Below are 12,753 nucleotides of genomic sequence, written 5' to 3'. Positions count from 1 at the left end.
AGGGCAACCCGGCTACAAACCGGAAAGGTACAAACTCAAGGAACAGAAAAAGAACAGCATGTATACGGGAGGAATTGTGACTATGAAAAAACCTATTAAAATCGGCTTGCTGGGACTCGGAACCGTCGGAACGGGCGTTGTCCGGATTGTGGAAGGCCACCGGGAAGATCTCGAGAAGCAGACGGGCTCCGCCATCGTAGTGGAGAAGGTGCTGGTGCAGGATTTGAGCAAGCTGCGCTCCGTTTCCGTCGACCGCGATAAACTTACCGACCAGCCTTGGGATATTATCCGCAACCCTGAAATCGACGTTGTCGTCGAAGTGATGGGCGGCGTTCAGGAAACGAAAGCGTATATTCTGGAAGCGCTGGAGCAAGGAAAGCATATTGTGACCGCGAACAAGGATCTGATGGCGATGCACGGTCCCGAGATTCTTGCCAAAGCCGCCGAAAAAGGCTGCGATGTATTCTATGAAGCAAGCGTGGCCGGGGGAATCCCGATTATTCGTACGCTGGTGGAGGGCTTCTCTTCGGACCGGATTACGAAAATCATGGGGATCGTCAACGGAACGACCAACTATATCCTGACCAAAATGAGCCAGGAAGGCGCCGCCTATGCGGACGTGCTTAAAGAAGCGCAAATGCTGGGCTATGCCGAGGCCGATCCGACTTCCGACGTGGAAGGGCTGGACGCCGCCCGTAAAATGACCATTCTCTCCACACTGGGCTTCCATTCGGAAGTGGCGCTGGCCGACGTGAAGGTCAAAGGGATCTCCAAGGTCAGCAAAGAAGACATCCAGTACGGCAAAAAGCTCGGCTACGAAGTGAAGCTTCTGGGCATTGCGGAAAAGCATGACGAGCACATCTCCGTGTCGGTCGAGCCGACGATGGTCAAAACGTCGCATCCGCTCGCTTCCGTCAACGGCGTGTTCAATGCCGTGTACGTGTACGGCGAAGCCGTGGGCGAGACGATGTTCTACGGGCCGGGCGCCGGTGAAATGCCGACGGCGACTTCCGTCGTGGCGGATCTCGTGGCTGTCGTGCGCAACCTGAACCTGGGTGTAAACGGCCAGCACAGCACGGCGCCTTACTTGGAGAAAAAATTGAAAACGGACGAGCAGATTTCTTCGAAATATTTCGTGCTACTCCATGTCGAGGACAAAGCGGGCGTTCTTGCGCAAATCACGCAAATTTTCGCCAGGCACGAAGTCAGTCTGGAGTCCGTGTTTCAGCATCCGAACGAGCATAATCCGAAAGCGGAAATCATTATCATTACCCACGACGCCAGCCAGGCCGGCATGAATAAAGTTCTGGCCGAATTCGAAAGCCTGGATGTCATCCAGACGATCCAGAGCGTTTACCGCGTCGAAGGCTAAATTTTATATTAAAGAAAAGAGGCTGCAGAAGAAAATGAGATATATGGGCTTGCTGCATCAATATAAATCTTACCTCCCGATTACGGAAAAAACCCCGCTGCTTACCCTGCACGAGGGAAATACTCCGCTTATCCGCGCGGAAAAATTGTCCGAGGAGCTGGGACTCGACCTCTACGTCAAATATGAAGGACTGAACCCGACGGGTTCGTTCAAAGACCGCGGCATGGTGATGGCCGTGGCCAAAGCGATGGAGGAGGGAAGCTCCACGATCATGTGCGCTTCCACCGGCAATACATCGGCGGCCGCTGCCGCCTACGCCGCTCGCGGCGGGCTGAACTGCATCGTGCTTATTCCGAACAACAACATTGCGCTCGGCAAGCTGGCGCAGGCTATCATTTACGGGGCGAAAGTGATCGCCATCGAAGGGAATTTCGACCGGGCGCTGGAGATTGTCCGCGAAATTACGGCGAAGCAGCCGATTACACTCGTCAATTCCGTCAATCCCTACCGGATTGAGGGACAGAAGACCGCCGCTTTCGAGGTGTGCGACCAGCTCGGGAAAGCGCCGGATTATCTGGCGATTCCGGTCGGCAATGCGGGCAACATCACGGCCTACTGGAAAGGCTTCAAGGAGTATCAGGCGGCAGGCAAATCTTCCTCGCTGCCCCAAATGATCGGATTCGAAGCGGAAGGCGCCATGGCGATCGTCAAGGGAGAGCCTATCCTCAATCCGGAAACCGTGGCGACCGCCATCCGGATCGGTAACCCGGCGAGCTGGGACGGAGCCGTAAACGCGGCCAACGAATCCGGCGGCCAGATCAACTATGTCACGGATGACGAAATTTTGGCGGCTTACCGCAAGCTTGCTTCGCAGGAGGGCATCTTTGCCGAGCCGGCATCGGCGGCATCCCTTGCCGGCGTCATCAAGCTGAAGCGGGAAGGACACTTCCGGCAAGGACAATCCGTCGTGTGCGTGCTGACCGGCAACGGCCTTAAAGATCCGCACAACGCCATTCAGAGCGTGAAAGCCGAGCCGCTCGTCGTGGAAGATTCGGAAGCGGCCGTAATGGATGCGATCCGGCAGTTGGAGCAGGTGGGAAGCTAATGGCTCCCGCCGCGGTACGCGTCCGCGTTCCGGCCAGCACCGCCAATCTGGGACCGGGCTTCGATGCGCTCGGCATGGCCCTTGATTTGTACGCCCGGATTGAGATGAGTGAAGCGGACCGGACACAGATCGAACTTTTCGGAAGTAATATGCAGGGAATTCCGACGGACAAGACGAACCTGATCTATAAAGTGGCCGGCACCTTGTACCACCACGCGGGTCTTCCCATGCCGGAGCTGAGCATCCGCATGGACAGCGACATTCCGCTCACGCGCGGCCTGGGCAGCAGCGCCTCCGCTATCGTCGGAGCGCTTGCCGCGGCAAATGCGCTGAGCGGAGCGGACCTTCCGCCGGACGAGCTTTTCCAGATCGCCTCCGGTATGGAAAAGCACCCCGACAACGTCGGCGCCTCGCTGTTCGGCGGCATTATCGCGGCCTACTGGGACGGCCATGAGGCGAAGCACGTGCGCATCGAGCCGCACGAGCGCCTGGAGGCGCTGGTCGCCGTGCCGGCGTTCCAGCTCTCCACGGAGCATGCGCGCCGCGTGCTGCCGGATCAGGTGCCGATGAAAGACGCCGTCTTCAACATCGGTCACTCGTCTCTGCTCGTCGCGGCGCTTGCCGCCGGGGAGCTGGGCATGATCCGGCACGCGATGAAGGATGCGCTGCATCAGCCGTATCGCGCGGCTCTCGTTCCCGGAATGGAGAAGATTCTCCGGGAAGCGGCCGACCACGGCGCGCTGGGAGCTGCGCTCAGCGGCGCGGGACCGACTCTTATCGCATTCGCGGATAAGAGCGAGGGAAGGCAGGAGGAACTGGAAGCGTTCCTCCGGGAGACGTTCCGCGCAGAAGGCATCGAGGCGGAAACGAGATGGCTGAGGCCTTCCCGCGAAGGCGTCCGCGTCTGGAAGCTGGCGGGCGGCGAACCGTCCTTCGAGGAATTTGCGGGAGGAGCGGAATAGCGATGGCGAAGAAACGGATTGCGATACTGGGACCCGGCACTTTCTCCGAAGAGAGCGTGCACCATTTCCTCGGGAGGGACCGGTACGAATATGTGCCGTTCAAGCTCATCTCCGATGTATTCCTGGCGACCGCTTCGGGAGAAACGGATTACAGCGTTATTCCGATCGAGAATACGATCGAGGGTTCCGTTACCCTGCATATCGATTGGCTCGTCCACGAGGTGGATTTGCCGATGCAGGTGGAATGGGTTTATCCTATAGATATGAACCTGATCGGTCTTCCCGGCAGTGCCCACCGGGCGGCCGATGACAAGAACGGCTTGGCGAGACTGGAGAACGGGGAACTGGCAAGCTCTCCGCCTGTCTCTTGGTCAAACATTACCAAAGTGCTGTCCCATTCGGTCGCGCTTGCCCAATGCCGCAAGTTTCTGCGCACGTATATGCCGCAGGCCGAGATTGAGCAGACGGGTTCCAACGGAGAGAGCGTCCGCCTTGTCAGCGAGCTGGGAGACTCGAACGTGGTGGCGATCGGGACGACAAACGCCGCCGACATGTACGGAATGGAGCTTCTCGCGTCGAAAATACAGGACAACCCCGACAATTCGACCCGTTTTATTTTGATCGGGCGTGAAAAGCTGGACCTGCCGGCCTCCGGCCATACAAAAACGACCATTCTGGTCACACCGCCCGAGGATTATCCGGGGGCGCTGCACCAAGTGCTGTCGGCTTTCGCTTGGCGCCGGATCAACTTGTCGAGGCTGGAATCCCGGCCGACGAAACGCAAGCTTGGCAAGTACTATTTTTATATCGATGTAGAAGGCTCACTGGAATCGGTTCTCGTCCGGGCCGCATTTGAAGAAATCGAAGCGATTGGCTGCCAGGTGCGGATTCTGGGCTGCTACCCGACGTACCAGTACGAAACCCAAACCCCGGAGGTGTAAGAACGAATTATGGCACAGCAGTGGATTTACCTGGATGGAAGCTTCGTTACCAAGGAAGAAGCCAAAGTATCCGTCTACGATCACGGTTTTTTGTACGGGGATGGAATTTTTGAAGGCATCCGCATTTACGGCGGCAACATTTTTAAATGCAAGGAGCATCTCGATCGTCTTTACGATTCGGCCAAATCGATTATGCTCAACATTCCATTAAGCTTTCAGGAAATGCAGGACGCGTTGGTGGAAACGATCCGCCGCAACGAACTTCGTGACGGCTACATCCGTCTCGTCGTTTCCCGGGGTCCCGGCGACCTCGGACTCGATCCGCGCCGTTCGCCCAAAGCGAGCGTCATCATTATCGTCGAGCAGTTGTCGATTTATCCGGAAGAAGCTTACATCAACGGTCTCAAAACCGTTTCGGTCTCAAGCCGCCGCAACATTCCCGACGCGGTCAATCCGAAAATCAAATCGCTCAACTACCTGAATAACATTCTCGTCAAAATCCAGTCCAACCTGGCCGGTGTGGGCGAAGCGATCATGCTGAATTCGCAGGGATATGTCGCCGAAGGTTCTTCGGATAACATTTTTATCGTAAAAAGAGGCGTCGTGTTCACACCGCCTTGCTACATCGGTGCGCTGGAAGGCATCACGCGCGCGGCGATCATCGAGATTTGCGAGCGCAAGGGCTACACTTTGAAGGAAGAGCCGTTTACCCTTCATGACGTGTATGTGGCGGATGAAGTGTTCTTTACGGGCACAGCCGCCGAAGTTATCGCCGTTCGCGAAGTGGACGGCCGCACTATCGGGGAAGGCAAAGCCGGCCCGATTACGACGAACCTTCTGCAGGAATTCCGCAGCATAGTGACTGTCGACGGGGTTAAAGTTTACGAATAGGCCCTCACGTACGGTTCGTTTCATTTCATTACCGGTGCCGACTTTTGTATCGGTTGGACCGTTTTTTGCCAAAACAATTCATAAAACTCTCAGAAAACCGTTTCCGGGGAAGGGGCACTTCCTGCGGCAGCGGTTTTTTTTATGCCCGGAATTGCTGTATTTGCGCCTGTCCTGCGGAATTTTCCGCGGCTTTTTTTCGTCTGGGGATGTCAAATGCCCATGGGTCTGCATAAGATGTAATGTCAATCGGATTGGGGAAGACGGATATGTACTTAGAAGAAGGAGGTAAGACCCGTTGAAAATCCATATGGTTAAAAAAGGGGATTCGCTGTATAAAATCGCCCAAAAATACAACGTCGATCTCGATAAAGTGATCGAAGCGAATCCTCACATCGCGAACCCGGACCAAATCAACGTCGGCGAAAAGGTGAAAATTCCGGGAATGCCGACGAAACCCCATCACCATGAAGGGCAGCATCACGATGGACAGCATCACGATGGGCAGTATCATGAAGGACACCATCACGATGGACACCATCACGAAGGGCAGCATCACGATGGGTACCATCACGGTGGGCAGCATCACGATGGACATCATCACGAAGGTCAGCATCATGAGCCCCACCATCTGGTAAAGCACATTGTGCAGCAGGGAGATACGCTGTGGAAACTCTCGAAGGCATGGGGAATTCCGCTGAAAGAAATGATTGAGGTCAACACCCAACTGAAAAACCCGAGCGTACTGATGACCGGTGAAACCGTCTATATTCCGAAAAAGGGTCACAAAGAGCAAGAAGGCGTTCAAGGGTATCAGCCTCATCACGGCGGGACAGCTCACGGCAAGAAGAATACTGCCCCGATCCAGCCGGTTGTCCCCGTGCCCGAGGTAGTGGAGCACAAGCCGGAAGTCGTCCAGCCCCCTCCATCACCGGAAATTAACCAAATAACGAAGATAACGGAAATTAACTTAAACCTGGCAAAGGTGACAGACCATAAAGAGGAAGTAAAGATCGAACTTCCCGCACAGCCTGCGCCTAAGGTAGAGCTGCCGGTTATCGAGCAGCCTCCCGTGCAGCCGGTTCCGCAGCCTCCGGTGCCTGAATACCAACTGCCTCAACTGGTGCTGCCGCAGATCGAGCTGCCGTCTTATACACCGCAGCCTCCGCCCCAGCACCCTTGCGAGCCCGTTGTTCCGACTCCTTATCCCGCTTATGTAAAAGAGGCGGAGGCTATTCCGGACTGCGGAGGCTATCCGGAAATCCTTCCGATGATTCAGCCCTGCCCTCCTTATGCGCCTTTCGTGTCTCCATATGGGCATCATCATGAAATGTGGAAAAAAGAACCGTGCGGATGCGACGGTGGATTGCCCGTCCCGTATGGACATCACGGAGCGTACGAAGGCGGTTGGGGACATCCGCAGACGCTGCCGTATCCGAGTGTGGAAATTCCTCAGGGCATTCCGTCCTATCAGGCTATGGCCGCTCCCGAGGAAGAATTCATCCAGCCGGCCGGGCATATTCAGGCACAGCCCTATCCGTCCCAGCCTTGGTTTCCGAGCCAGCCCGGTTTGTACGGAGGCATGGGAGTCGGCCCGGATTTGAATACCCCTTACACGGACGGAGCCTATTGTGCGGAAAAGCCCGCATTCGGACAGCATCCGGGTTACCCCGAGCCATACATGCCATTTGGCCATGAGGGCTTTGAGCATGGAGGCTACGGTAACGTAGGCGGATGGCCTCAGAGCCACGAGCAGGCAGGCGGATGGCCGCAAGGCTTAATGCCGCAGCAATGGGCGGAGCAGGGGCAGCATGCCCCCGGAGGCTACGGTAACGTAGGCGGATGGCCTCAGAGCCACGAGCAGGCAGGCGGATGGCCGCAAGGCTCAATGCCGCAGCAATGGGCGGAGCAGGGGCAGCATGCCCCCGGAGGCTACGGTGACGTAGGCGGATGGCCTCAGAGCCACGAGCAGGCAGGCGGATGGCCGCAAGGCTTAGCGCCGCAGCAACGGTCGGAGCAGGGCCAATACGCGCGCGGAGGCCACGAGCAGGAGGGCGTCTGGACGCAGGGCTACGCGTCGCCGCAGGAGGCGGAGCAGGCCGCATATGCGCTTGGAAGCCGCGAGCAGGCAGGCGTCTGGTCGCAGGGCTACGCATCGCCGCAGGAGGCGGAGCAGGCCGCATATGCGCTTGGAGGCCAAGAGCAGGCAGGCGTCTGGCCGCAGGGCTACGCGTCGCCGCAGGAGGCGGAGCAGGCCGCATATGCGTCCGGAAGCCGCGAGCAGGGGGGCGTCTGGCCGCAGGGCTACGCATCGCCGCAGGAGGTGGAGCAGGCCGCATATGCGGCCGGGAGCCGCGAGCAGGCAGACGGCGTTTGGCCGCAGGGCTACGCATCGCCGCAGGAGGCGGAGCAGGCCGCATATGCGTCCGGAATCCGCGAGCAGGGAGGCGGATGGCCGCAGGGCTACGCATCGCCGCAGGAGGCGGAGCAGGCCGCATATGCGTCCGTAAGCCGCGAGCAGGCAGGCGGATGGCCGCAAGACTTTGCGCCGCAGCAGCAGCCGGTCCAGGGCCAGTACGCGCCCGGAGGCTACGAGCAGGGAGGCGGATGGCCGCAAGGCTTCGCGCCGCAGCAGCAGCCGGTTCAGGGCCAGTACGCACCCGGAGGCTACGGTGAAGGAGGCGGATGGCCGCAAGGCTTTGCTCCGCAGCAGCAGCCGATTCAGGGCCAGTACGCGCCCGGAGGCTACGGTGAAGGAGGCGGATGGCCGCAAGGCTTTGCTCCACAGCCTTATGGATCGCAGGCTTTTGCGGCCGGTATGGCGTCTATCCCGCCATCGGGGGGCAAGAAAGATTGCGGCTGCGGCTGCGGGGGTGCCAAAAAGGGCCGCGGTCAGACGCCGGAGACGACTAACTTCCCGGCATTCCCGTCCGGGTTCGTGCCTTACGCGGGAGGCGCTCAGCAATCGCCGTACACGCCGTTTACAAGTTACGGCCAGCCGGATTGGGAACGGATTTATCCGCCCGCGTTTCCGGTCTCGTACGGTTACGGTCCAGATCAGGAAGGAGCGGTAAATCCGTACGCCCAGATTCCCCAGCCCGCCTACGCCGTTTCGGGTCCGCAGTTTCAGGGGGCCTCTAACGGGATAGAGGGCTTCCAGGGATCCGAACAGGGATACGGGGACAGTGAAGCCCGGATTCATCTGGCCGATCAGGAAGAGGAATCGGATTCTTTTTTGAAGACGCAAACCAAAGCCAAAAAAACGTCCGCTCCCAAGAAATCCAAAGCTCCCAAGAGTTCCGTACGCACGATCATCCGCAAATCGGGCCGCAGCGCGCCGAAACAGACGGTTAGTGCAAATGTTCCTTGGATGAACGTTTAAACCCTTTGTCTTATCGGCTTCCCGTGTCAATTCATGGGAAGCTTCCGCTCCGGCGATTCCTCTCAGGAACGCCGGAGTTTTTCATTTTTACGCACGGCGATATCGCCTCCAGATTTTCTTTCCGCAGCCTTTATACCGCGCTGGAAATACATGTATAAGCTTTTCGGCGGGGGGAACAATAAGGGAAAACAGAGGATAGAAGGGGATTGCCGTGATGGTTTTCAACTTGCTGAAGCAATTGAAGAAAAAAATCCGTCTTAAACGCAAACGGCTGATATTCGGCAGTTACGTTCTGCTTGCTGCAATCGCATACCTGCTGGCTGCCTATGAATTCCCCAAACCGGCTTACCGGGAAGCCGGTGCACCTCTCGGACAAGCTGCCGCGCCGGAAATCGATCAGGCTCTGAAAGCTCAGCAGGAACAAACCCTGCGGCAAATCCGCTCCGAAGGCGGTCAGCGGCTGACTTATATACAGCGCTCGTACGTATGCGGAGAAGAGCAGCAGGAGCTGGGGCTGAAATCCGCGGACGAGATTACGGCTTTGAACGGGGAGCATCCTGATTGGACCCTGAGCTTGAATTCCGGGGGGAGTGTAATTTTTACCCAGCATATCGACGATCTGTCGCCCAAATGCAAACAGAGCGCTTATTTCGGGGTGGACGAGAGCGGAAATTTATCTTTGTTTGATGGGCTGCCGGCCAATGACAAGGTTATCCGTACCTTTTTCCAGCTTAATATCCAATATCTCGAAAGCACTCTGCCCAAAGAAACCGTGCATCAGCTTCACGAAGGAATACGGGTGTCCGATGTGGCTGAGTTCAACAGTGTCTTGTCCACTTTCAGCGATTATGCCGTTCAGGAGAGCGAAAAGGCGATGTCGCCCAATTACTAAAGTTTTTACCGGCCGGGATGGAAATTTCAACAAATTTGTTTAAAAAGGTTCCGCTTTAAAGGCGGAGCTTTTTTTAGGAATATAAATTTTATAAAATTATATTGCGCACAATATAATAGTGTGATATTATTCTCTCATACAACGAAGCGCCTCCTGCGGCGCATTCATTTTAAACTTTTAAAGGGATGGTGTTTGACTATGGAGCATTTATACACAGCGGTTGCAACGGCTCAAGGCGGACGGAACGGGAAAGTAACTTCGGATGACGGCGTGCTGAATTTGGAAGTCAAAATGCCCAAAGAGCTGGGCGGTCCCGGCGGAGCGGCAACGAATCCCGAGCAGCTTTTTGCGGCGGGTTACGCGGCCTGCTTCGACAGCGCCCTGAACCTTGTGATGCGGCAAAAACAGATCCGTTCCGAAACACAGGTGACGGCTCACGTAACGATCGGTAAAGACGAGGAGGACGGAGGCTTCAAGCTGGCTGTCGAACTCAAAGTGAGCATTCCCGGGGTGGAAATGGGAACGGCTAACGAGCTGGTCGCCGCCGCACACCATGTCTGTCCTTACTCGAAGGCTACACGAGACAATATCGACGTGTTTATCGATGTTGTCCAAGCGTAAATTTACAGCGAAACGAGACGGCTTCCGCGAGGGAGCCGTTTTTATTGTTGCGAGAGCGGTACGGTTCTTGCGGGACTTCTATATTAAATTGAGGATTGGACCGAAGATGTTCGGAACCTATCTATAATTCAGCCGGCGGACAGACCGCGAACAAGACGGACAATATTTACGATTTGTCCCGCCTTTAAACACGCTATCCCTTTCGGCGAGAATTTGCTATAATGGAAATCGATACATATGTTCGCTTTTTGGGGCATACAGGGGATGGGAGAGAACTTCTTTTGCGTATTCTGGGAATCGACCCGGGCATTGCGATCGTCGGTTTCGGGTTTATCGACAAGACCGGCAGCAAACTAACGCCCGTTCAGTACGGCTGTATACAAACCGAGGCCCATACCGATCCGGGTCTTCGGCTGAAGCAGGTTTATGATGCGGCCTGCCAGCTCATAGACAAATATAAACCCGACGCGATGGCTGTCGAGAAGCTGTTCTTCAACCGGAACGTGACGACGGCCTTTACCGTCGGCCAGGCGCGCGGCGTGATTATACTCGCAGCCGTTCAGCGCGGAATACCCGTCGGCGAATACACGCCGCTCCAGGTTAAGCAGGCCGTTGTCGGCTATGGCAAAGCGGAGAAAATCCAAGTGCAGGAAATGGTCCGCATGTTTCTTAAGCTGTCCGCGATACCGAAGCCGGATGACGTAGCCGATGCGCTCGCCGTAGCGATCTGCCACGCGCATTCATCCACGCTGCACGATAAAATCAAAGAGGTTACCAAACGATGATTGATTTCTTAAGAGGCAAACTAGCTGCGCGTGAAACGGAATACGTCGTTCTCGACGTGAACGGAGTCGGCTACCGCGTTTTTTGCGCCAACCCGTACGCGTTCGGATTGAAAGAAGACGCCGATGTCACGCTGTATACTCATTATCATGTGCGCGAAGACGCACACTTGCTGTTCGGCTTCCCGACAAGGGAGGAGCAGATGCTGTTCCGGCAGCTTATCGATGTCAGCGGCATCGGTCCCAAAGTCGCGCTCGGCATTCTTGCCGGAGGCCGCCCGGAAACGGTAGTCGCGGCTATCCAGCAGGAGAATATCGCTTTTCTTACCAAGCTGCCGGGTATCGGCAAGAAAACCGCACAGCGGCTTATTTTCGATTTGAAAGAAAAGCTGGGCGCACTGCCGGTTACGGAGCGCGATCTGGCCGTATCGTTCGGCTTAGTGGACCCGTCGGATGAATTCGGCACCCAGGGAGTCTGGGGCGAAGTCAAGCAGGGTCTGCTCGCGCTCGGTTATACGGAAGCGGAAGCGGACCGCGCGTGGTCCCGCATCCAGCCGAAGGTTAAGGATACCGATCCTGCCGATGTCATCATGAAACAAGCCCTCCAGGCTTTGTTTCAAATGTAAGTTTTGGGGGAGATGACGATGGAAGACCGCATTATATCCGCCAATTTGATGATGGAAGACGAAATCGTGGAATTTTCCCTTCGCCCCCGGTACCTGGCGGAATATATCGGACAGACGCAGGCGAAGGAAAATCTCAAGATTTATATCGAAGCGGCCAAAATGCGCAAAGAAGCGCTTGACCACGTTTTGCTTTACGGACCTCCGGGGCTCGGAAAAACGACCCTGTCGAATATCATCGCCAACGAGCTTGGCGTCAATATCCGCACGACGAGCGGTCCCGCTATCGAGCGGCCCGGCGACCTCGCTGCGATTCTGACGAATCTGCAGGAAGGCGACGTGCTGTTCATCGACGAAATCCACCGCCTACACCGAACGGTGGAGGAAGTGCTGTATCCGGCGATGGAGGATTTTGCGCTCGATATTATCATCGGCAAAGGGCCGAGCGCGCGTTCCGTGCGGCTGGATCTGCCGCCCTTCACGCTGATCGGCGCGACAACTCGCGCAGGGCTGCTGTCGGCTCCGCTGCGGGACCGCTTCGGCGTAATCAGCCGGCTGGAGTTCTACACCGTCGATGAGCTGTCGTATATCGTCAGCCGCACCTGCGACATCCTTCAGGTGCAGATCGTCGGAGAGGCGTCGCGTGAAATCGGGATGCGCTCCAGGGGCACGCCGCGTATCGCGAACCGGCTGTTGAAGCGGGTACGCGATTTCGCCCAGGTCAAAGGAGACGGAATCATTACCGTCGATCTGGCCCGCGAATCGCTCCGGCACATTCAGGTGGACGATCTCGGCCTTGACGAGATCGACCACAAAATGCTGAGAGCGATCATTACTTCGTTCCGCGGAGGCCCGGTCGGACTCGATACGATCGCAGCCACCATTGGCGAGGAAAGCCAGACGATCGAAGACGTGTATGAGCCCTATTTGCTGCAAATCGGCTTTTTGCAGCGGACTCCCCGCGGACGGATGGTCACGCATCAGGCGTACACCCATTTGGGGCTGCCGATTCCGGAGCAGAACTAACCGGTACAGGCTGCTGTTCGGATGGATCGGCACATCAGCGTGATAGCTCTGACCTTGTGTTCCGGGAGCGGGAGCAAGTCTATATAGGGCGCTAAGCTTAAGTTTTGAAGCCACTCGACCATATGCTCGCCGACAGTAAAACCACATCTAACTACACGC

At 56.6% G+C, this 12,753-nt stretch carries 11 protein-coding genes; all 11 read left to right on the top strand.

The window, feature by feature from the left end:
* Positions 1 to 82: 82 nt before the first annotated feature.
* The 11 genes from PCH01S_RS14600 (at position 83) to ruvB (ending at position 12,594) form a co-directional block, all read left to right on the top strand.
* Positions 83 to 1,372 carry a homoserine dehydrogenase gene (locus PCH01S_RS14600; protein WP_042230445.1) on the top strand — a complete coding sequence of 430 codons (1,290 nt, stop codon included), beginning with the start codon at positions 83 to 85 and terminating at the stop codon, positions 1,370 to 1,372.
* 34 nt (positions 1,373 to 1,406) lie between these two features.
* Complete coding sequence (thrC, locus tag PCH01S_RS14595; RefSeq protein ID WP_042230443.1) at positions 1,407 to 2,477, top strand: threonine synthase; 1,071 nt, start codon at positions 1,407 to 1,409, stop codon at positions 2,475 to 2,477.
* On the top strand, positions 2,477 to 3,439 hold the full coding sequence (gene thrB, locus PCH01S_RS14590; RefSeq protein ID WP_042230441.1) for a homoserine kinase: 963 nt from the start codon (positions 2,477 to 2,479) through the stop codon (positions 3,437 to 3,439). The genes thrC and thrB overlap by 1 nt, the downstream gene beginning before the upstream one ends.
* A 2-nt stretch (positions 3,440 to 3,441) precedes the next feature.
* A complete protein-coding gene (locus tag PCH01S_RS14585) occupies positions 3,442 to 4,380 on the top strand; it encodes a prephenate dehydratase (protein ID WP_042230439.1) in 939 nt (312 codons plus the stop codon).
* A 9-nt stretch (positions 4,381 to 4,389) separates the two neighbouring features.
* Positions 4,390 to 5,271, top strand: a complete 882-nt coding sequence (gene ilvE / locus PCH01S_RS14580) for a branched-chain-amino-acid transaminase (protein WP_042230437.1) — start codon at positions 4,390 to 4,392, stop codon at positions 5,269 to 5,271.
* Between the two features lie 295 nt (positions 5,272 to 5,566).
* Positions 5,567 to 8,650 (top strand): LysM peptidoglycan-binding domain-containing protein, encoded by a 3,084-nt coding sequence (locus PCH01S_RS29325; RefSeq protein WP_053228716.1) that lies wholly within the window; start codon positions 5,567 to 5,569, stop codon positions 8,648 to 8,650.
* Between the two features lie 214 nt (positions 8,651 to 8,864).
* Positions 8,865 to 9,542, top strand: coding sequence for a BofC C-terminal domain-containing protein (locus PCH01S_RS14570; RefSeq protein ID WP_042230435.1), 678 nt, complete (start codon positions 8,865 to 8,867; stop codon positions 9,540 to 9,542).
* 198 nt (positions 9,543 to 9,740) lie between these two features.
* Positions 9,741 to 10,163, top strand: coding sequence for an organic hydroperoxide resistance protein (locus PCH01S_RS14565; protein WP_042230433.1), 423 nt, complete (start codon positions 9,741 to 9,743; stop codon positions 10,161 to 10,163).
* A 281-nt stretch (positions 10,164 to 10,444) separates the two neighbouring features.
* Entirely contained in the window at positions 10,445 to 10,948 is a 504-nt protein-coding gene (gene ruvC, locus PCH01S_RS14560) for a crossover junction endodeoxyribonuclease RuvC (protein WP_009671937.1), read from the top strand.
* Positions 10,945 to 11,571, top strand: coding sequence for a Holliday junction branch migration protein RuvA (gene ruvA, locus PCH01S_RS14555; protein WP_009671933.1), 627 nt, complete (start codon positions 10,945 to 10,947; stop codon positions 11,569 to 11,571). Before ruvC ends, ruvA begins: the two co-directional genes overlap by 4 nt.
* An 18-nt stretch (positions 11,572 to 11,589) precedes the next feature.
* Positions 11,590 to 12,594 (top strand): Holliday junction branch migration DNA helicase RuvB, encoded by a 1,005-nt coding sequence (gene ruvB / locus PCH01S_RS14550; protein WP_042230431.1) that lies wholly within the window; start codon positions 11,590 to 11,592, stop codon positions 12,592 to 12,594.
* Positions 12,595 to 12,753: the final 159 nt, after the last annotated feature.

It is taken from the genome of Paenibacillus chitinolyticus NBRC 15660 (assembly GCF_000739915.1).
GTDB classification, from domain to species: domain Bacteria; phylum Bacillota; class Bacilli; order Paenibacillales; family NBRC-103111; genus Paenibacillus_F; species Paenibacillus_F chitinolyticus.
The sequence above is the reverse complement of the archived record's forward strand: the minus strand, read 5'-3'. Positions and strand labels throughout refer to the sequence as shown.

Bases quoted from the DNA above. Each gene is read 5' to 3' on its own strand.
- PCH01S_RS14600 (WP_042230445.1), top strand. From the start codon at position 83: ATGAAAAAACCTATTAAAATCGGCTTGCTGGGACTCGGAACCGTCGGA.
- thrC (WP_042230443.1), top strand. From the start codon at position 1,407: ATGAGATATATGGGCTTGCTGCATCAATATAAATCTTACCTCCCGATT.
- thrB (WP_042230441.1), top strand. From the start codon at position 2,477: ATGGCTCCCGCCGCGGTACGCGTCCGCGTTCCGGCCAGCACCGCCAAT.
- PCH01S_RS14585 (WP_042230439.1), top strand. From the start codon at position 3,442: ATGGCGAAGAAACGGATTGCGATACTGGGACCCGGCACTTTCTCCGAA.
- ilvE (WP_042230437.1), top strand. From the start codon at position 4,390: ATGGCACAGCAGTGGATTTACCTGGATGGAAGCTTCGTTACCAAGGAA.
- PCH01S_RS14570 (WP_042230435.1), top strand. From the start codon at position 8,865: ATGGTTTTCAACTTGCTGAAGCAATTGAAGAAAAAAATCCGTCTTAAA.
- PCH01S_RS14565 (WP_042230433.1), top strand. From the start codon at position 9,741: ATGGAGCATTTATACACAGCGGTTGCAACGGCTCAAGGCGGACGGAAC.
- ruvA (WP_009671933.1), top strand. From the start codon at position 10,945: ATGATTGATTTCTTAAGAGGCAAACTAGCTGCGCGTGAAACGGAATAC.
- ruvB (WP_042230431.1), top strand. From the start codon at position 11,590: ATGGAAGACCGCATTATATCCGCCAATTTGATGATGGAAGACGAAATC.